The following is a 17,591-nucleotide window of genomic DNA, read 5'->3' as shown; positions in this document are numbered from 1 at the left end:
ACGGACGCGGTGGGTGCGCGGCGGGGCGGTCAGCCGGCGGGGCCGGTGATGCGCAGCAGGCGGGGCACGCGTTCGGCGGGTTCGGGCAGGCGCAGCGGCGACAGCCCGGGGGTGATGCTGCCGAGCAGGGTGGCACGGCGGGCGCCGGTGCCCGAGGGCAGCGCGCCGGGCAGGCCGTGGACGGTGAGGAAGCCCAGCACAGCGAAGGCCAGGGCCTCCTTGGCGTCCGAGGGCAGCCCCAGGTCGTCGCTGGGGCGCAGGGGCACGCCCGGAAGCTCCTCGCCGATCATGCCTGTCAGCACCGGGTTGCGGACGCCCCCGCCCGAGACGACGAGTTCGGTGACTCCGTGGGCGCGGCAGGCGTCGGCCACGGTGACGGCGGTGAGACGGGTCAGGGTGGCCAGCACGTCGTCCGGGCCCGGGCCGGGCGCGGGCAGCGCGTCCAGGGCCCGCAGAAGGTAGGGCAGGTGGAAGAGCTCCTTGCCGGTGCTCTTCGGGGCGGGCCTGCGATAGTAGGGGTCGTCGAGGAGCAGCGAGAGCAGCTCGGGGACGGTACGGCCGGCCGCGGCCCTGCGCCCGTCCTCGTCGTACGCGGCCGCCCCGCCGGTGAAGTGCCGCACCGCGGCGTCCAGCAGGGCGTTGGCGGGGCCGGTGTCGAAGGCCAGCGGCTCGGCTCCGGGAGCGACGACGGTGACATTGGCGATGCCGCCGAGGTTCAGCGCCGCGGGCGTGCCGGGCAGGGCGCGCAGCAGCAGGGCGTCGGTCATGCCGACCAGCGGGGCGCCCTGGCCGCCCGCGGCGACGTCCCGGCTGCGCAGGTCGGAGACGACGGGCAGGCCGGTGGCCTCGGCGATCCAGGCGGGCTGGCCGAGCTGGAGCGTGCCGCGGACAGTGCCGTCCTCCACCCAGTGGTGCATGGTCTGGCCGTGCGAGACCACGAGGTCGGCGGCGCCGTCGCACAGTTCGCGCAGGGCGCGTCCCGCCGCCCCGGCGAAGGCCTGGCCGATGCCGGTGTCCAGGGCGCAGATGTCCTGCGTCGTCGTGGCCGCCGGGGGCAGCGTGGCGGCGATGAGGTCCCGCAGGTCGTCGGGGTAGGGCACCGAGAGGTGGCCGAGCGGCCGCAGGACCAGGGTGTCGCCGTCCAGGGTGAGGTCGGCGGCGGCCGCCTCGATGGCGTCGTAGGAGGTGCCTGACATGAGGCCGATCACACGCACGACGCCTCCTGACGTAGGTGCCGCGGGTGCCGCGGGCCGGGCCGGTTCGGCATGACTTCTCCCTTGTCCCTTCGCTGGTGCTGAACGGGGGCGTGCGGGGCCGCCGGGACGGGCGGCCCCGCACTTCACGGCAGGGGCGTCGTCACTCCCGGCCGGCGGCCGCCGCGACGCGGTCCGGGCCGGAGCCCGGCTCGGCGTCGCCCGCGGGGACCGCGGCGGTCTCGGGGGCCCGGTGGAACAGGCTCATCACGCCGCCGACGACCAGGGTGACCACCACGCCGATGGGCACCAGCCACTGGGCGGCGATCGCCGTCGGCACGGTGGCGCCGGCCACGGTGACGTCGATCTTCACACCGCGCACGATGTACGTCATCACACCCACCGTCACCAGGAACGCCACGATGGAGTCGATCTCGTTGGCGCGCCGGATGAGCCGTCCGAGCAGGAACGCGCCGAGCAGGGCACCGTAGGTGTAGCCCGCGATGGTCAGACCGGTCAGATAGACATTGCCCGTGTTCGCGCTGAAGGCGCAGGCGAAGACGGCCATGAGCACCGCCCACACCAGGGTCATCACCCGGGCGAGCTTGAGCAGGTTCTCCTCGGAGGGCGAGCTGCGGAAGAAGCTGTGGATGATGTCCGACACCGTCGAGTTCGACATCGAGTTCAGCGCCGAGGACAGCGAGCCCATCGCGGCGCCGAGGATGCCGGCCACCAGCAGGCCCGAGATCACCACGGGCAGGCCGTGCAGGATGAAGTTCGGGTAGAGGTTGTCGGAGCTGGCCAGACCCAGGTCCGCGAAGCCCTTGCCCTTGTTGTACGACCACAGGAGCGCGCCGACCAGGGAGAAGGCCGCGAACTGCACGGTGACGAAGACGCCGGAGGCGATCATGGCCTTCTGGCCGTCGCGCAGCGTGCGGGTGGTCAGGATGCGCTGGACGATCAGCTGGTCGGAGCCGTGGCTGGCCATCGCGAAGATCGCGCCGCCGATGATCGCGGTCGGCAGGGCGAACGGGCTGGTGAGGATGTGCGCGAAGTCGAAGTTGGTGTCGAAGAGCTTGAAGTGGCCCGAGTGCAGGGCGCTGGAGAAGCCGGCGCCGCCGACGTGGCCGGAGAGCACGGCGATGGCGAGGATCGCGCCGCCCAGGTACAGGCCCATCTGGATGGCGTCGGTCCAGATGACCGCCTTGATGCCGCCGAGGTAGGTGTAGACCACGGTGATCACCGTGAGCACGATGATGATGACGCGGTAGCCGGCGTGCACACCGAACTCGTCGAGCAGCAGCTTGATCGGGATCGCCGAGGCGAACAGCCGGACGCCCTCGGCCAGGAGCCGGGTGAAGACGAACGTCACCGAGGCCAGGCCCTGGAGTTTCAGCCCGAATCTGCTGCCCAGGTACTGGTAGGCGCTGACGAATCCACCGCGCTTGTACAGCGGGATCAGCACGGTGGCCACGATGACGCGGCCGATCACGTAGCCGAGGGCGAGTTCGACGTTGCCGAAGCCCTGGCCGCTGTAGGCACCGCCGGGCACGCTGATGACGGTGAGCACGCTGGTCTCGGTCGCCACGACGGAGAACGAGACCGCCCACCACGGCATGTGGCCTTCGCCGACGAAGTAGTCCTTCGCCGTTTTCTGCCGTCCGGCCTTGCGCAGTCCGATCACCGCGATCGCGATCAGATAGACGACGACCACCACGAGGTCGAGTTGGCGCACGCTCACTCCTGAATAACGGCCGGCGAGGTCACCGGCGGGGTGGGGACAGTGGGGAGGGCCGTCGTCCGCCGCAGGCGGGCGACGTGGGGTTCGTGCGGTGCCGAGGCGTCGAGCGCCAGCAGGCGTGCGCCGTCCAGCGGGTCCCCGAGCGGGGGGCGCAGGTGGAGCGGGCGCGGGGAACCGGTGAGTGCCGCGGTGAGCGGTCCGGTGAGCGGTTCGCCGAGACCGGTCAGTCCGCCGGTGACGGTGACCGGGAGGGCGTCGCCGCCGGCGATGCGGCGGGCGGCCGTGAGCGCGGCCTCGCCGAGAGCGGCGGCTGCGTCACGGACGATCGTGGTGGCGATGTCGTCGCCCGCGGCGGCGGCGCGGGCCACCTGCGGGGCGAAGGACGCCGCGGTGCGGGCGGGATTCCCGTCCCGGCCCAGGGCCGCGGGCAGCCGGTCGGGGTCGCCGAAGCGCTCGGCGGCCGCGGCCAGGAGCGCGGTGTGCGGTCCACGGCCGTCGTGGGCGCGGAGCGCGGCCCGCAGGCCCGCGGCGCCGATCCAGGCGCCGCTGCCCTCGTCACCCAGCCAGGGTCCCCAGCCGTCGACGCGGGCGTACGAGCCGTCGTCCCCGATGCCGATGGCGACGGAACCGGTGCCGATCGCCAGCACCACGCCGGTGCGGCCACCCAGGGCGCCCGCGTGAGCGGTGACGGCGTCGCTGGTGACGGCCACTTCGTCGGCGGGCAGGTCCTCGATGAGCAGTGCGGCCAGGGCGCGGGCCGCCTCCGGGGCGGTCGCCGCCCCGGCCGCGCCCACACAGACCGCGTCCAGCCGGCCGCCGTGCCCGCCCTGGAGGCGCGGGAGCAGCGGGAGGACGGCCGCACGGACGGCGGCACGGGCCGCGGCCACGCCGTTGTCGGCGGCGAGCCCGGGGGCCCCGGGCACCTCGTGGACGTCGTGGGCGAGTCCGGCGTCTGCGGTGCCGCCGGTCCACAGCACGGCACGGCAGCCGGTCTTGCCCAGGTCCACCGCCACTGCTGCTGTCATTCGGCACGCCTTCGTGTCTGCAGGGATCCGACGCGTCGGGCGGTCACGGGACAGCCGGAAGGCCGGGTGACCGGCGCGGATCGCGGTGCAGCGAGTATCGGAAGGCCGACCTCCGTATGTCAATAAGTAACTTCGCGTAATGCGATTCGTAAATTTTTGACGCACCCCAGATGGGTGGTTAATGTGTCGCCCACCCCACCAGGAGGGACCCCGGCCCATGGCCCGCCAGGAACCACCCCGCACACCGGCACAGTCCACGGACGATGCCGCCGGCGGCACCTTGGCGCGCATCCGCGCGGCGCTGCCGTCCCTGGCACCTTCGGAACGCCGGGTGGCCGACGCCGTCCTGGCCGATCCGGGCCAGGCGTCCGAGCTGTCCATCAGCGCCCTGGGCGAGCGGGCCGACACCTCGGTCGCCACGGTGATGCGGTTCTGCCGGGCGATAGGGATCACCAACTACCCGCAGCTGCGCCTGGCGCTCGCCGCGGCCGCTGCCCGCGAGCACGCGCTCGGCGGCGAGCGTCCGGCCCCGGGCACCGACATCAGCGCCACCGACACGCTCGACCAGATCGTCAGCAAGATCGTCTACAACGAGGTCCGCGCCCTGGAGGACTCCGGGGCCGAGCTCGACATCGCGGCCCTGGGCCGCGCGGTCGACGCCGTCGCGGGCGCCCGGCGGATCGACATCTTCGGCATCGGTGCCAGCGCCTTCGTCGGCCAGGACCTGCACCAGAAGCTGCACCGCATCGGTCACATGGCCTTCATCTGGACCGACCGGCACGCCGCCCTCACGGCGGCGGCCCTGCTCGGACCCGGGGACGTGGCCCTGGCCATCTCCCACTCCGGGGAGACCGAGGACACCGTCGAACCCCTCCAGGCCGCCGCCGAACGCGGCGCCACCACCATCGCCCTCACCAACGTCGCGCGCTCTACCCTGGCGGAGAGCGCGGAACTCGTGCTGACGACCTGCGCCCGGGAGACCCCCTTCCGGTCCGGTGCGACCGTCAGCCGGATCGCCCAACTCGCCCTCATCGACTGCCTGTTCGTCGGCGTGGCCCAGCGTTCCTACGACGCCACGACCGCCGCGCTGCAGAAGACCTACGGGGCTGTCCAGCGCCGCAAACGCCCCCAGCCGCCGCGCCGCCCTCCGGCCGCCGACTGACCGCAGGCCATCCCCGAGCACCACCATGAGCACCGCCCCTGAAAGGACGACCGCGCCGTGGACCTCACCGCACTCGGCACTCTCGGCACTCTCGGCACCGAGATTCGCAACGACCGGACCGCCGAACTGGACCGCATGCCGGTCTCCGAACTGCTCTCGGTCATGAACGCCGAGGACCAGACCGTCGCCCTCGCGGTACGCGACGCGCTCCCGCAGATCGGTGACGCCGTCGAGGCGATCACGGAGTCGCTGCGCCGGGGCGGCCGGCTGATCTACCTCGGCGCCGGCACCAGCGGCCGCATCGGCCTGCTCGACGCCGTCGAGTGCCCGCCCACCTTCGGGACCCCGCCCGAGCAGGTCGTGGGTCTGCTCGCCGGCGGCCCGGGAGCCTTCATCGTGGCCGTCGAAGGCGCCGAGGACGAGCCCGCGCGGGCGGTCGCCGACCTCGACGGGATCGGCGTGAACGAGCGGGACACGGTCGTCGGCCTCGCCGCGAGCGGCCGCACCCCCTACGTCGTCGGCGGCCTGCAGCGCGCCGCGGCCGCGGGCGCCGTCACGGTGTCGGTGGCCTGCAACCGCGACGCCCTCGTCAGCCGCTACGCCGACATCCCCATCGAGGTCGTCACCGGCCCCGAGGTCCTCACCGGCTCGACCCGCCTCAAGGGCGGCACCGCCGAGAAGATGGTCTGCAACATGCTCTCGACCGCCTCGATGGTGCGTCTGGGCAAGGTCTACGGGAACCTGATGGTCGACATGCGGGCGACCAACGACAAGCTCGTGGACCGGGCCCGCCGCATGGTCTCCCAGGCCACCGGCGCCGACACGGACACCGCCGCCCAGGCCCTCGACGCGGCGGGCGGCCACGCCAAGACCGCCATCGTCATGCTCCTCGCCGGCTTCACCGCCGAGGAGGCCGCCGAGCGTCTCGCCCGGGCCCAGGGCGACACGCGGACGGCCGTCGCCCGCTCCTGACCCACCTGACACGCCAGGAGCGGCGCACCGTGCGGGCCCCCGGAGAACCGGGGGCCCGCACGGTCGGCACGACCGACCAGCAGATCGCCCGTGACCGGCGTTGGGCGGGACGGCGGCGCGGACGGCGGAATGTGGGGACCCCATGAAGGTCACCCCTGCCCCCGGCCTGACGGTGGATCCATGAGCCCTCGGTGGCGCATGATGGGCGGGCCCGTCCCATCGGAAGACAGGTGGCGCGTCCCGATGAAACGCAAGACCGCAATCCTCCTCGCGGGTCTGGCCTCCGTGGGCGGCGCCGTCGGCGCGGGGCTGCTGCACAACCGCCGGTCCGATCAACGGGAACACCTCCATGTCACGGTCTTCGGCGAGCCGGGCTACAGGGGCCGGAACCAGACGCTGACCTGGACCGGCGGCAAACGCGAGGTCGTCCCGCTCACCCGGGTGCGACTGCCGCGCATCGGCTCGATCAGGCTGGAACGGCTCGTGTACCACTTCCGGCCCGATGTCCGGCTGCCCAACCCGTACATCCTGTGGCACGCCCTCACCGATCGCCCGGACCCGGGGGACCCCGAGAGCGGCCTGCCCAGCTTCATCGCCGTGCACCAGCTCGCCGGCATGTTCTCGTTGGGCATGTGGGAGCCGGTCCGCGAGTCCGAGGCGCGGTCGGGAGTGCGGCTCTGGGCCGGGCGCCCCGGCCGTCCGCCGGCCGCGCACACCGACGCGGACCCTTCCGGTGCCCGGCCCTGGCACGACGTCCTGGCCGACACCCCCGACCTCGGCTCCTGGAGCACCCGCACCCGCTGGCTCGAACTCGGCTACCACGACAGCGGTCCTCAGCCCAGCGCCTTGTCCAGGGCCTCCAGCCCGTCGCGGTAGATGCCGGTGAACAGCGCCACCACCTCGTCGTCGCTCGCTCCCTCGGCGACGAAGCGGCCCGACCACTGGACCTCGGCGATGTCGTCGTTGCCGCTGACGGCGTGGACGCGCAGGGTGGAAAGGTAGTCCACGACCGGGAACGGTGCCTGAAGGATGGCGTAACTGTACTGGCGCTCGTCCTCGTTGAACGCGATGAGGCGTTCGACGATGACCTCGCCGTTGGGGTTGGCCAGCCGCCGGGTGCGGCCGCCCTCCTCCAGGGTGCTGCTCGGGATGTAGGGCAGCCAGTCGGGCAACGAACCGAAGCCGCCCACCAGTTGCCACACGCGGTCCGGCGAGGCCGGGACGATCCTGCTCACCGAGGTCGAAGCCATGAGGTACCTCCGGGCTCTGGTCGGAAGGGGGTTGGCGGACTGCGGGGTCTACGCCCCGCCCGGCAGTGGCGCCAGGGGGCTGACCAGGCCGGAGGCACGCAGGGCGGACCAGAAGTCCGCGGGGACGTCCTCGTGGAACGCGGCGCGGTCCTCGACGGTGTGACGGGGCTTGGTCGCGCCGGGGATCACCGCGGCGGAGACGGGATGGGCGAGGGAGAAGTGCAGGGCCGCGGCCTTGATGCTCACGCCGTGCTCGTCGGTGAGCTGCTTGAGCCGCCGGACCTTCTCCACGATCTCGGGCGGCGCCTCCACGTACTCGAAGTGGCTGCCGCCGGCGAGGATGCCGGAGCTGTAGGGGCCTCCGACGACCATCCCCACGCCCTGTTCCTCGGCCATGGGCAGCAGCCGCTGCAGCGCGTGCGCGTGGTCGAGCAGCGAGTACCGGCCGGCCAGCAGGAACCCGTCCGGCTGCGGCTCCTCGAGCGCGAGGGTGAGCTCGATGGGCTCGGTGCGATTGACGCCCAGCCCCCAGGCCTTGATGACGCCCTCGTCACGCAGCCGGGTCAGCACCCGGAAGGCGCCCGTGCGGGCCTCTTCGAACTTCTGCAGCCATACGTCACCGTGGAAGTCCTGGGCGATGTCGTGCACCCAGACGATGTCCAGGCGGTCGGTCCGCAGCCGTTTCAGGCTGCCCTCGATCGAGCGCTCGGTGGCGTCGGCCGTCCACTCGTGGACCATCTTGTTCGGGCGGCCGAACTCGAAGAGGTTGCCCTTCTCGCCCAGGTCCCGTGCGGCGGGATCCTCCGTCTCGTCGAGGATGACACGTCCCACTTTGGTGCTCAGCACGTACTCGTCACGCGGGCGCCCGGACAGTGCCTCACCGAGGCGTATCTCCGCCAGGCCGGAGCCGTAGAAGGGCGCGGTGTCGAAGTAGCGCGTGCCGTCCTCCCAGGCGGCGTCGACCGTCGCCGCGGCCTCTTCGTCGGGAACAGCCCGGAACATGTTCCCGAGCGGCGCACTGCCGAATCCGATGCGCGCCGGGAGGATGTGATCGAGTTTCATGACGTGTCCCTTCACGATGGCCACTTCGTCCCCGCCGGGCGAACCACGGGAGCCTGCGTCGGCCGGAGGGGGTCAGGGAAAGATCGTGGGCGTCAGGCCGCCGTCCACGCTCAGTGCCGCACCGGTCGTCGCCGAGGCCTGGTCGGACACCACATACGCGACCAGGCTGGCCACTTCCTCCGGCCGTATCAGACGCTTCAGGAGCGACGTCGCGGCGCGTCCCGAGGCCACGTACCGGCGTTCTCGCTCGTCGTCGGCCAGGTCCGGGTACAGCCGGGACAGCATGGATTCCACGCCCTTGGTGAGGGTCGGCCCCGGCAGCACGCAGTTGACGGTGACGCCCGTGCCGGCGACCTCCTGGGCCGTTCCCCGTGACAGCGCCAACTGCGCTGATTTCGTGACCCCGTAGTGCACCATGTCCGTCGGCGTCTGGATTCCGGCCTCACTGCTCACGAAGACGACCCGCCCCCAGCCGCGGGAGACCATGCGCGGTGTGTAGTGCCGTGACAGGCGTACCCCCGAAAGCACGTTGACCTCGTAGAACCGGAGCCACTCGTCGTCGGGGATCTCGAAGACCGGCTGGGTGCGGAACACCCCCGCGCTGTTGACCAGGATGTCGACGTCCGGCAGTTGCTCCACGAGGGCCGCGGTCCCGCCGGCGTCGCCGACATCGGCGGCGATGCCGCGCACTCCCAACTCCTCGGCCACTTCGGCCACTCGCTCCGGACTGCGCCCGTTGACGACGACATCGGCTCCCGCCGCCGCCAGGGCGGCGGCGATGGCCTCACCGATTCCGGAGGTCGAGCCGGTGACGAGGGCGCTGCGCCCGCTCAAGTCGGTCATTTTCGGGCTTCTCCTTGTCCTGAGCCCGGCTACCGGCCGCCCATCGCCGCGGGACCGGTGCGCACGGCTTCGTGCCTTCCGCATCGCGCGTGTGCTCCGTGTGGAGGGAGATGCGCCCGTCATCCGGGCAACGGCCTCGTCCGTGGTTCCCCACAGGCCTCTCTGTCATGCTAGGTACGCACACGTCCCGATGCATCCGGAGGTGGCTCCCCACCTCGCGCGGCGAGCCGTTGCGGCGCGGCGGCCGGGCGGCATGCCACCGCGGACGGGCGGGCACGAGGGCCGCAAGGCCTTCTCGAGCTCAGGAGAGCGCCATGGTCCAGATCCGCCGTTCCTTCACCGTCTCCCGGCAACTGACCGACGTGGTCGACTATCTCGCGGACTTCGCGCACGCCGTCGACTGGGACCCCGGCACCCGGGAATGCACCCGGACCCACGGCCGGGGCGAACCGGCCGAGGGCGCCACGTGGCACAACGTCTCGCTGTTCCGCGGTCGCCGCACCCAGCTAAATTACCGGCTGGAACGCCGCGAGGCCGGCCGCCTCACGTTCGTCGGGACCAACAGGACCGCCACCTCCACCGACGACCTCACCTTCGAGCCCACGGACACCGGCACCCGGATCACCTATAACGCCACGATCCGCTTCCACGGCGCGGCACGGCTCGCCGACCCCTTCCTCCGCAGGGAGTTCGAGCGGCTCGGCGACGAGATCACCCGCACGATGCCGGACGCCGTCCATGCGGCCCTGCCGCGATGACGGCCCTGCCGCGCCGCGTGAGGCCCCGGTACGGGGCCCCGGCGTGAGGGAAGCGCCGGCTACTGCAGCGCCTGGGTGCGCAGACGGCCCAGGATCCGGGTCAGGAGACGGGAAACCTGCATCTGGGAGACTCCCAGCTCGGCACCGATCTGCGCCTGGGTCATGTCCTGCACGAAGCGGAGCGAGAGGATCAGCCGTTCCCGCTCGGACAGCTGCCGGATCAGCGGCTTGACCGCCTCGATCTCCTCCACCTTGCCGAAGGCGCCGTCGTCGTAGCCCAGCCGGTCCGCCCACGCGCTCCCGTGGTCGCCCTCCTCGGTGGCCGGGGCGTCCAGGGAGGCGGCGGAATAGGCGTTGGCGGCCGTCATCGCCTCCACGACCTCGTCCTCGCCGATCTCCAGCCGGGCCGCGAGCTCGGCGACCGTGGGCGCCCGGTCCAACTCGACCGCCAGGAGGTCGGTGGCCTTGGCCAGGTCGATTCGCAGCTCCTGGAGCCGCCGCGGTACGTGGACCGACCAGCTGGTGTCGCGGAAGAACCGCTTCATCTCCCCCAGGATGGTCGGCAGTGCGAAGGTCACGAACTCCACCCCGTAGTCGGGGTCGAACCGGTCGACCGCCTTGATCAGGCCGATCGTGCCGACCTGCAGGATGTCCTCCATCTGGTCCGCGCGCTGGGAGAAGCGGCGGGCCGCGAAATGCACCAGCGCCGTGTTCATCTCGATCAGCGTGTTGCGGACGTACTGGTAGTCGGCGGTGCCCTCTTCCAGCGTCTGCAGCCGCGCGAACATCACCTTGGAGACCTGCCGGACCTCCGGGGCCGTCATCGTGCCGGACACCTCGGGCAGCCCGTCGACGGCGTCGAAGTCCTGCGTCGCGCTGACAGCGTTGTCGGCCACTGCGATCTGCATCTCAGCAACCCTCCTCGTCTGTGACGTGCTCCCGTGTGCCGCGCTACCTGCGCTTTACCCGCCTACCCCGTGCGAAGCGCGGCATTCCCCCTCTTTTCCCGCGTGCGAAGTGCCCTCTTCGGTGCTACGCCCGCGGGAGCCTGGTGACGGTGTCGAGGTAGAAGGCGTCGATGCTCTGCACGGCGCGCTCGAAGTCGTCCAGGTTGACGGGCTTGGTGACGTACGCGTTCGCGTGCTCCCGGTAGGCGCCGCTGACGTCGTCGGGCGCCGAGGAGGTGGTCAGGACCACGACCGGGATCGTCCGCAGGCCCTCGTCGCGCTTGACGACGGCCAGCAGCTCGCGGCCGTTCATACGCGGCATGTTGAGGTCCAGCACGATCAGGTCGGGGCGCCGGCTGGCCGTGTCCCGCAGGTAGTCCAGGGCGGCGACGCCGTCCTCCACCTGGGTGAGGTTGCGCGCGCCGCAGGCGGTGAGGGCGTCCTCGATGAGCATGGCGTCAGCGGCGTCGTCCTCCACCAGCAGCACGTCGAAGGGACGGACGGGGGCGATCATCATCGAGGGCTCCGGGGGGCGGGGAGGCGTGGGGGGCGGGGTCTTGGGTGATCAGTCCCGGCCAGCGGCGACGGGCGCCCTGCCGGGTCATGTTGGACGCCCTGCCGATCTGCGGGTAACCGGCACCGGCGTCGGCCGCCTCGTGCGCGGCGGTCTCTTCCAGGCGCTCGATGGCCTGCCGGAGATGGACCAGCATGTGCAGGTGCGCCAGGGCTTCCGACTGAGCGGGCGCCTGCTCGCCCCCGGGCAGGCGCTGGAACGCGCGACCGACGAGTTCGCGGACGAGGCCGTCGACCGCCCCCGCGGTGAGCGCGGCGATCTCCTCCTCACTCATCCGCAATGAGAAGTGAATGCCAGGCATGGGCCACACTGTAGGCGCCCGCGGCACCGGGCGACAACCAGGGTTGTCGACATCTCGATGACGCCCTTCCGGACGGCGCCGCGGTCGGAGCCGCCCGTCGAGGCGGAGGCGGCCCGACGGGGCGACGCCGTGCCTGCGATCGGTATCCGGCCGCATCCGGGTACACGCACCGGACAGGGGCGGCATCGGGCACGCGGGAGGGCGACATGAGTTCCGACGGCAAGGACATTTCCCCCAAGGCATCCGGGCGCGGGCGCGACGAGACCCACGACGAGCGCGCGGACCGTCAGTGGGGCGAACTCATCCAGGAGGTGCGCGTCGCGCAGACCGGCGTGCAGATCCTCTTCGGCTTCCTGCTGACGGTCGTGTTCACCCCGCACTACCCGCAACTCGGCGACACCGAGAAGGTCATCTACATCGTGACGGTCGTCCTCGGCGCCTCGGCGACCGGAGCGCTGATCGGCCCGGTGTCGTTCCACCGCCTGGTGTCGGGGCAGCGGATCAAGCCCCAGGCCGTGCGCTGGGCCTCCCGGCTCACCTTCGTGGGGCTGGTCCTCCTGCTGGCCACCATGACCTCGGCGCTGCTCCTGGTGCTGCGCGTCGCCACCCACGACGCGTACGTGCCCTACCTGGTGGCGGCAATCCTCGCCTGGTACCTGCTGTGCTGGTTCGTGCTTCCCGTGTGGGCACGGATCCGGTTCTCCGAGGACTGATCCCGCACACCCGCCGGGGCGGGACCCGCCGGGCCGCGGTGCGCTCGGGTGCCGCCCGCGGCGGTCAGGACAACTGCTCGGCGACCACGCGCAGATCGGTCACGAGGCTCTCGTACATGGCCTCCCGGCCCTCGCCGGCGCGCAGCACCGCCGACGGGTGGACGGTCGCGAGCACCTGCGCCCCGTCGAGGGGTGGGTCCGGGGTGAGCAGTTTCCCCCGCTGCCGGGTCACCCGGAAGTCGGGGCCCATCAGGGCCTTGGCGGCGGTGGCGCCGAGGGCCACCACCACCTGCGGTGCGATGAGTTCGAGCTCGGCCGTCAGCCACGGCCGGCATGCCGAGACCTCGCGCAGTGACGGCTGTTGGTGGATGCGTCGCTTGCCGCGCTCCGGCACGGTGAATTTGAAGTGCTTGACCGCGTTGGTGACGTACACGTCGTCCGGGTCGATCCCCGCGTCGTCCAGCGCGCGGGTGAGGACCTTCCCCGCCGGACCGACGAACGGCTCGCCCTGACGGTCCTCCTGGTCCCCCGGCTGCTCCCCCACCAGGACCGCCCGCGCCGACGCCTCGCCCCGCCCGAAGACGGTCTGCGTGGCGTCCGCGTACAGCGGGCACCCGCGGCATCCGGCCGCCGCTTCCCGCAGGGCCGACACGTCGGCCCCGTCGGGCACGTACGGACCGGCGTCGTATGCGGTCATGACGGACGCATACCCGCGACAACCGGCACAAAGCAGGCGCCGGGAGCGCCGTGGGACAGGTCCACTCCCGGTCCGCCGCAAGGCCACTCCACCGGAGCGGCCCCGCGCGCCCGCGGACCGGAGCGGCCGCCGGCGCCTTTATCGCGGGTCGGCCGGCGGCCGCGGGTCCCGCTCCGCACGGGCGCTCCCGCCCGGCGCACCTGCCTCACCGACACCGTGCGAGCCGAAGTTGCCGAAGCCCTTCATCTCCCGGGGCCGGCGCCGACGCTCCCCCGCGGGCCATTCGTCCGGCTCCCGCCGCTCCGTTCGACCGTGGCGGACGCCGTCCTGATGGCCGGGACCGTGGTCCGACCGCGGAGCCGTCCCTCGCTCTTCACGCGTGCTCCACGCCTTGGCCCGCGGCTGGGCGCCCTGCTCAGGAGCCGGCTGCCGCGCCCGGTGCCGTCGACCGACCACGACCGCCTTCGGCCTCGCGTGGGCGCGGGCTGGGACCCTGCCATTCGGGAGCATGGAGCGGATGTCTCCTGTTCCTGCTCGGCCATGCCCGGTCTCCGTCCCGGCGCCCGTGCCCGTCCGGTCAGGACGGGGAGGAAGCCGCCCGCGCCTTGTCGACGGCCCGCAGGACCTCGGGGCGCCTGGCGTGGGCACGTTCATACCCTTCGACCCACGCCAGTTCCGCAGACGACAGGCCGTGCAGCCTTCCTGCGATCTCTGCGCCGGTCATCCGGCCGTAGCGAGCGATGGGCAGGGCCTCCTCCCGGCTCGCGGCCCCCTGCGCCTTGCCCGCCGCCCGCCGCGCACCGGCGACGCCCGCGCCCACCCAGTCCCTCCTCGCGCCGTCCCAGGCGGAGACCGCTTTGCGGGTGACCGCGCCGAGTAGGCCCCCGAACGGCGCTCCCTGGCCCCCGCTGCGGGCCAGGGCCGCGGCGTGTTCGGTCAGACTGGCCCCCAGGACCTTCAGGACCTGCTGGTCCTCACGGCGCAGCGCGGCGAAGAGGTCGAGGGCGACGTCGTCGCCGGTATGGGAGGCGACGGTCTCCCCCGCCTGGCTGGCGGCCAGAGCGCGGGCGGTGATGCCGTACTCGTCAGCCACGTTCCTCAGGAGCCGTCTCCCGTCCGCCGGCCCCCGCCCGCGCCCGCGCAGTGCCGCCGCCCCCATCCGCGACGCCATGGCCACGGGCATCCGTCCGACCAGCACGGCGTCCTGGGCGATGCGGCGGGCGGGGCCGAGCAGGTCAGGCCGCACGCGGCGCCCCCGCAACCGCTGGAGGCAGCCGTCCATCAACGTCATGCAGGCCTGCACGTAGGCCACGTGCTCCTCCAGCACCTGCCGGTGCGGCCCCTCCGGTGTGACCGCCAGATCGGCCACGAAGCGCGCGATGACAGCGGAGTGGGCCCGCCGGGCATCCTCCAGTACGGACGTGAGGGCATCGGTTGTCGCAGCCATCGCATGGTCCTCGCATACGTCGTGCGGCGGGCCGCGGGCCGGGCGGCACCCATGGCACCCTCCGGACCGGGCTGTACGCCGGCCCGCGCCCGAAGGAGCCCGCGGCCGGTTTCGCTCCATCCTGCGGGCACCCGCCGCAATCCGCTCGGTGGGAAGCGCCGGGCAGGCCGTGCCCGGCGCCCCGGTCCTCGCGGACGCCCATGGTCAGCCGGCGGACGTGCCCTTACGCAGCCGGGGAAGGACCTCGGCGCGGTAGAAGTCGAAGAACTGCTTCTGGTCGGGGCCGATCTGGTTGACGTAGACCTCGTCGAAACCGGCCTCGGAGTAGGTCCTGACGGCTGCGACGTGCTCGTCCGTGGCGTCGCCGCAGACGACGGCGTCGGCGATCATGTCCTCGGTGACCAGGGTGGCCGCCTGCTCGAAGTGCTCCGGGGTGGGGAGGATCTGGGCCAGCTCGCCCGGAAGCTGCTCGCTGGGCCACAGCCGGTGCACGGTCCTCACCGCGCGCGCCCGGTCGGTGTCCCAGCAGACCTTCAGTCCACCGATGACCGGCTTGCTCCCTCCGCCGGCCCGACGGAACTGCTCCACCAGTGTCGCGTCGGGCTTCATCGTCACGAAGCCGTCCCCAATACGGCCGGCCAGCGCCGCGGCCTCCGGCCCGAAGCCGGAGACGTACAGCGGAACGGGCTCCTCGGGAACGGTGTAGAGGCGGGCGTTCTGCACCGTGTAGTGCGTTCCGTGGTGGGTGACGCGCTCTCCGGTGGACAGTTTCCTGATGACCTGCACGGCCTCCTCGAGCATCTGCAGGCGCTCCGCGGCCTCGGGCCAGGCGTCGCCGAAGATGTGTTCGTTGAGGGCCTCCCCGCTCCCCAGACCGAAACGGAACCGCCCGTTGGTCAGCACGGCCGCTGTCGCGGCGGCCTGGGCGTTGATCGCCGGGTGGACGCGGACGGTGGGGCAGGTGACCAAAGTCGTGATCGGCAACGACGTCACCTGGGACAACGCTCCGATCATGGACCAGACGAACGGGCTCTGACCCTGTTCGTCGTTCCATGGGTGGAAGTGGTCGGAGATGGCCAGCGCCTCGAAACCGGCCTGCTCGGCCATGCGCGCCTGCTCGAGCAGTTCCGCGGGGACGAACTCCTCCGAGGACAGGAAGTATCCGTAGGCGGTCATGGAATCCCTTCGAACGGGTTGACGATCGGACAGGACCGGGTCGGCGAGCGGGCTGTCCCCGGGGCCCACGGCGCGGCGCCCGCGCTGCCCGCTCCCGATTCTCCTCACCGGGTCCGTTCCGGGGCGCAGGCACGCTTCCGGCGCCGTCCGGTTACGCCGCAGGGGTCAGGCGCCTCAGGGCCGCGGATACGGCGCGGGGCGAGCAGTCGCACGACCGGAGTCCCGTTCCGGTGCTCGCCATCGTTCCGCGCCACCGACTCCACGCCCCAGCAGCCCGCGCTCCGCCGCACCGAACGCGGGCGGGGGCCCGGCCGAGATCGGCCGGGCCCCCATGGCTGGTGGCGTGACACTTCTACCAGCGGTACCAGCGGCCCTTGCGGCCGCCGCTCCCGGTGGACCGCGCGACGAAGCCGAGCAGCCACAGGACGAGAACGATCACCGCGATCCACCACAGCGCCTTCAGGGCGAAGCCCGCACCGAACAGCACCAGGGCCAGAAGCAGAACCAGAAGCAGGGGAACCATCGTTATCAACCTCCTGACCGCCGCCTGCCCTTGTCCCGGCCCGGCAAGCACACGAAGATCACGTTACTTTCACGGGATGCGGGGAAACCACGTGCGCGCCCGCTGCCCCTTTCCCTCGATCCCATGCGCCCGCGCGGCACATGGCGCCCTGTAATTCTCGTTCGAACTGCCCACGTTTGCGGCACGGTTCACCGGTCAGACGAACCAACAGCACACGACGTCAAGCCAGAGAAGGTGAGCACCATGGCCGAGAACGAGAAGGCCAAGGCCAAGACCGAGCAGACCGTCGGCAAGGTCAAGAAGACCGCCGGCGAGGCCGTGGGCAACGAACGGCTGACCGCCGAGGGCCGGGCCGAGCAGGCCGTGGGCGATGCGCGTGAGGCCAAGGAGAAGATCAAGGACATCGGCCGGCACTGACCGCCGGAACAGCGACGCCTTGGGGCGGCCCCGCCGGGGCCGCCCCAAGGCGTTGTCGGCTGCACGGGCCCGTCCGCCACGGGGCGCGCGCCTCCGTTGGAGTGAAAGCGCAGGCCCGGCCGCCGCGCCACACGGCCGCACCGCCACCGGTCGACTTCAGTGGACGGAGCGCATCGGTGTCATCGTCGCTGTCGATGCGCGCCGCGGAGCCTCTCAGGCCGTCACAACCCCGAGCGGGCTCCGCGCCTCATCACCTCGCGCCCCCGGCCCCTTCGCCTGCGGGCGGTGCTCCGCCGGCCGACCGCGGAAGAGCCCTCGCCCCTGATCGCGCACATCGGCGAGTGGACGGTCGACCTGGGCCGCTCCACCGTGCGCCGTGCGGACGGCGACGAGGACGAGCTGCGGCTCACCCCGACCGAATGGGCCGTCCTCGACGTCATGCTGCGGCACCCGCCGGGCAGGCTGGTGACCAGCCGTCAGATCCTGCGGCACGTCCGGGGGCCGGACCACGAGAACAACACGAACTACCTGCGCATCTACTTCGCGAGCCTGCGGCGGAAGCTCGAGCCCGATCCGGCCGGCCCCCGCCACCTGCTCACCGAGCCCGGCATGGGCTATCGCTTCAGACCGTGAGACCTCGTGCCGAACGCCACGACGCGAGGGGGACTGCCCAGGGTGCGGGGGTCACGCCTCGTCAGGCCCGCGAACGTGAGCGCGGGGGAACGGTCCGCGCCGGGCGGGGCAGCGTCATGTACAGCCGCGGAACCGGCACCGGGGCCGCGGCCGGCTC

20 protein-coding genes are annotated in these 17,591 nt (G+C 72.3%); 7 read left to right on the top strand and 13 right to left on the bottom strand.

Annotated elements, in window-relative coordinates:
• Positions 1-29: 29 nt before the first annotated feature.
• From ACIP98_RS13960 to ACIP98_RS13950, 3 genes are all read right to left on the bottom strand, one after another.
• On the bottom strand, positions 30-1,214 hold the full coding sequence (locus ACIP98_RS13960; RefSeq protein WP_401975820.1) for an anhydro-N-acetylmuramic acid kinase: 1,185 nt from the start codon (positions 1,212-1,214) through the stop codon (positions 30-32).
• A 142-nt stretch (positions 1,215-1,356) separates the two neighbouring features.
• Positions 1,357-2,928 (bottom strand): sodium:solute symporter, encoded by a 1,572-nt coding sequence (locus tag ACIP98_RS13955; protein WP_401975818.1) that lies wholly within the window; start codon positions 2,926-2,928, stop codon positions 1,357-1,359.
• A gap of 2 nt (positions 2,929-2,930) precedes the next feature.
• Positions 2,931-3,959 (bottom strand): N-acetylglucosamine kinase, encoded by a 1,029-nt coding sequence (locus ACIP98_RS13950; RefSeq protein ID WP_401975815.1) that lies wholly within the window; start codon positions 3,957-3,959, stop codon positions 2,931-2,933.
• 217 nt (positions 3,960-4,176) lie between these two features.
• Here ACIP98_RS13950 and ACIP98_RS13945 point away from each other — a divergent pair, with 217 nt between their 5' ends.
• The 3 genes from ACIP98_RS13945 to ACIP98_RS13935 all read left to right on the top strand — a co-directional run bounded on the left by ACIP98_RS13945 (position 4,177) and on the right by ACIP98_RS13935 (position 6,969).
• Positions 4,177-5,121, top strand: coding sequence for a MurR/RpiR family transcriptional regulator (locus ACIP98_RS13945; RefSeq protein ID WP_319657680.1), 945 nt, complete (start codon positions 4,177-4,179; stop codon positions 5,119-5,121).
• Positions 5,122-5,178: 57 nt separating this feature from the next.
• Positions 5,179-6,093 carry an N-acetylmuramic acid 6-phosphate etherase gene (gene murQ, locus ACIP98_RS13940; protein WP_319657681.1) on the top strand — a complete coding sequence of 305 codons (915 nt, stop codon included), beginning with the start codon at positions 5,179-5,181 and terminating at the stop codon, positions 6,091-6,093.
• A gap of 243 nt (positions 6,094-6,336) precedes the next feature.
• Positions 6,337-6,969 carry a hypothetical protein gene (locus ACIP98_RS13935; RefSeq protein ID WP_401975812.1) on the top strand — a complete coding sequence of 211 codons (633 nt, stop codon included), beginning with the start codon at positions 6,337-6,339 and terminating at the stop codon, positions 6,967-6,969.
• On the opposite strand, the gene ACIP98_RS13930 is transcribed toward ACIP98_RS13935, so the two are convergent.
• The 3 genes from ACIP98_RS13930 to ACIP98_RS13920 form a co-directional block, all read right to left on the bottom strand.
• A complete protein-coding gene (locus ACIP98_RS13930) occupies positions 6,927-7,343 on the bottom strand; it encodes an SRPBCC family protein (RefSeq protein WP_319657683.1) in 417 nt (138 codons plus the stop codon). The genes ACIP98_RS13935 and ACIP98_RS13930 overlap by 43 nt on opposite strands.
• 48 nt (positions 7,344-7,391) lie before the next feature.
• A complete protein-coding gene (locus ACIP98_RS13925) occupies positions 7,392-8,405 on the bottom strand; it encodes an aldo/keto reductase (protein ID WP_401975809.1) in 1,014 nt (337 codons plus the stop codon).
• Between the two features lie 72 nt (positions 8,406-8,477).
• Positions 8,478-9,248, bottom strand: a complete 771-nt coding sequence (locus tag ACIP98_RS13920; protein WP_319657685.1) for an SDR family oxidoreductase — start codon at positions 9,246-9,248, stop codon at positions 8,478-8,480.
• A 314-nt stretch (positions 9,249-9,562) separates the two neighbouring features.
• Between ACIP98_RS13920 and ACIP98_RS13915 the strand changes: the two genes are divergently transcribed.
• Complete coding sequence (locus ACIP98_RS13915; protein ID WP_401975806.1) at positions 9,563-10,006, top strand: SRPBCC family protein; 444 nt, start codon at positions 9,563-9,565, stop codon at positions 10,004-10,006.
• A 59-nt stretch (positions 10,007-10,065) separates the two neighbouring features.
• On the opposite strand, the gene ACIP98_RS13910 is transcribed toward ACIP98_RS13915, so the two are convergent.
• The 3 genes from ACIP98_RS13910 to ACIP98_RS13900 form a co-directional block, all read right to left on the bottom strand.
• Positions 10,066-10,914 (bottom strand): RNA polymerase sigma factor SigF, encoded by an 849-nt coding sequence (locus ACIP98_RS13910; protein ID WP_401975803.1) that lies wholly within the window; start codon positions 10,912-10,914, stop codon positions 10,066-10,068.
• A gap of 124 nt (positions 10,915-11,038) precedes the next feature.
• A complete protein-coding gene (locus ACIP98_RS13905) occupies positions 11,039-11,470 on the bottom strand; it encodes a response regulator (RefSeq protein WP_319657688.1) in 432 nt (143 codons plus the stop codon).
• Positions 11,412-11,828, bottom strand: a complete 417-nt coding sequence (locus ACIP98_RS13900) for a hypothetical protein (RefSeq protein WP_401975801.1) — start codon at positions 11,826-11,828, stop codon at positions 11,412-11,414. Before ACIP98_RS13900 ends, ACIP98_RS13905 begins: the two co-directional genes overlap by 59 nt.
• A 206-nt stretch (positions 11,829-12,034) precedes the next feature.
• On the opposite strand from ACIP98_RS13900, the gene ACIP98_RS13895 reads away from it, so the two are divergent.
• Positions 12,035-12,541 (top strand): DUF6328 family protein, encoded by a 507-nt coding sequence (locus tag ACIP98_RS13895; RefSeq protein WP_401975799.1) that lies wholly within the window; start codon positions 12,035-12,037, stop codon positions 12,539-12,541.
• 64 nt (positions 12,542-12,605) lie between these two features.
• On the opposite strand, the gene ACIP98_RS13890 is transcribed toward ACIP98_RS13895, so the two are convergent.
• The 4 genes from ACIP98_RS13890 to ACIP98_RS13875 form a co-directional block, all read right to left on the bottom strand.
• Entirely contained in the window at positions 12,606-13,238 is a 633-nt protein-coding gene (locus ACIP98_RS13890; RefSeq protein ID WP_401975796.1) for a UdgX family uracil-DNA binding protein, read from the bottom strand.
• Positions 13,239-13,815: 577 nt separating this feature from the next.
• On the bottom strand, positions 13,816-14,685 hold the full coding sequence (locus ACIP98_RS13885) for a hypothetical protein (protein WP_319657692.1): 870 nt from the start codon (positions 14,683-14,685) through the stop codon (positions 13,816-13,818).
• A gap of 204 nt (positions 14,686-14,889) precedes the next feature.
• Positions 14,890-15,861 (bottom strand): TIGR03557 family F420-dependent LLM class oxidoreductase, encoded by a 972-nt coding sequence (locus ACIP98_RS13880; RefSeq protein ID WP_319657693.1) that lies wholly within the window; start codon positions 15,859-15,861, stop codon positions 14,890-14,892.
• A gap of 352 nt (positions 15,862-16,213) precedes the next feature.
• Positions 16,214-16,384, bottom strand: a complete 171-nt coding sequence (locus ACIP98_RS13875) for a DUF5670 family protein (RefSeq protein ID WP_319657694.1) — start codon at positions 16,382-16,384, stop codon at positions 16,214-16,216.
• A 243-nt stretch (positions 16,385-16,627) separates the two neighbouring features.
• On the opposite strand from ACIP98_RS13875, the gene ACIP98_RS13870 reads away from it, so the two are divergent.
• Both ACIP98_RS13870 and ACIP98_RS13865 read left to right on the top strand, forming a co-directional pair.
• A complete protein-coding gene (locus tag ACIP98_RS13870) occupies positions 16,628-16,801 on the top strand; it encodes a CsbD family protein (RefSeq protein WP_319657695.1) in 174 nt (57 codons plus the stop codon).
• A 285-nt stretch (positions 16,802-17,086) separates the two neighbouring features.
• Positions 17,087-17,434 carry a winged helix-turn-helix domain-containing protein gene (locus ACIP98_RS13865; protein WP_319657696.1) on the top strand — a complete coding sequence of 116 codons (348 nt, stop codon included), beginning with the start codon at positions 17,087-17,089 and terminating at the stop codon, positions 17,432-17,434.
• Positions 17,435-17,591 lie beyond the last annotated feature (157 nt).

Origin of the sequence: Streptomyces sp. NPDC088354 (assembly GCF_044753585.1) — a bacterium.
Taxonomy (GTDB): domain Bacteria; phylum Actinomycetota; class Actinomycetes; order Streptomycetales; family Streptomycetaceae; genus Actinacidiphila.
The sequence above is the reverse complement of the archived record's forward strand: the minus strand, read 5'-3'. Positions and strand labels throughout refer to the sequence as shown.

Coding starts and splice junctions, on each gene's coding strand:
- ACIP98_RS13870 (WP_319657695.1), top strand. CDS start 16,628: ATGGCCGAGAACGAGAAGGCCAAGGCCAAGACCGAGCAGACCGTCGGC.
- ACIP98_RS13915 (WP_401975806.1), top strand. CDS start 9,563: ATGGTCCAGATCCGCCGTTCCTTCACCGTCTCCCGGCAACTGACCGAC.
- ACIP98_RS13925 (WP_401975809.1), bottom strand. CDS start 8,405: ATGAAACTCGATCACATCCTCCCGGCGCGCATCGGATTCGGCAGTGCG.
- ACIP98_RS13950 (WP_401975815.1), bottom strand. CDS start 3,959: ATGACAGCAGCAGTGGCGGTGGACCTGGGCAAGACCGGCTGCCGTGCC.
- ACIP98_RS13910 (WP_401975803.1), bottom strand. CDS start 10,914: ATGCAGATCGCAGTGGCCGACAACGCTGTCAGCGCGACGCAGGACTTC.
- ACIP98_RS13895 (WP_401975799.1), top strand. CDS start 12,035: ATGAGTTCCGACGGCAAGGACATTTCCCCCAAGGCATCCGGGCGCGGG.
- ACIP98_RS13930 (WP_319657683.1), bottom strand. CDS start 7,343: ATGGCTTCGACCTCGGTGAGCAGGATCGTCCCGGCCTCGCCGGACCGC.
- ACIP98_RS13880 (WP_319657693.1), bottom strand. CDS start 15,861: ATGACCGCCTACGGATACTTCCTGTCCTCGGAGGAGTTCGTCCCCGCG.
- ACIP98_RS13890 (WP_401975796.1), bottom strand. CDS start 13,238: ATGACCGCATACGACGCCGGTCCGTACGTGCCCGACGGGGCCGACGTG.
- ACIP98_RS13935 (WP_401975812.1), top strand. CDS start 6,337: ATGAAACGCAAGACCGCAATCCTCCTCGCGGGTCTGGCCTCCGTGGGC.
- ACIP98_RS13885 (WP_319657692.1), bottom strand. CDS start 14,685: ATGGCTGCGACAACCGATGCCCTCACGTCCGTACTGGAGGATGCCCGG.
- ACIP98_RS13905 (WP_319657688.1), bottom strand. CDS start 11,470: ATGATGATCGCCCCCGTCCGTCCCTTCGACGTGCTGCTGGTGGAGGAC.
- ACIP98_RS13900 (WP_401975801.1), bottom strand. CDS start 11,828: ATGCCTGGCATTCACTTCTCATTGCGGATGAGTGAGGAGGAGATCGCC.
- ACIP98_RS13945 (WP_319657680.1), top strand. CDS start 4,177: ATGGCCCGCCAGGAACCACCCCGCACACCGGCACAGTCCACGGACGAT.
- ACIP98_RS13875 (WP_319657694.1), bottom strand. CDS start 16,384: ATGGTTCCCCTGCTTCTGGTTCTGCTTCTGGCCCTGGTGCTGTTCGGT.
- ACIP98_RS13920 (WP_319657685.1), bottom strand. CDS start 9,248: ATGACCGACTTGAGCGGGCGCAGCGCCCTCGTCACCGGCTCGACCTCC.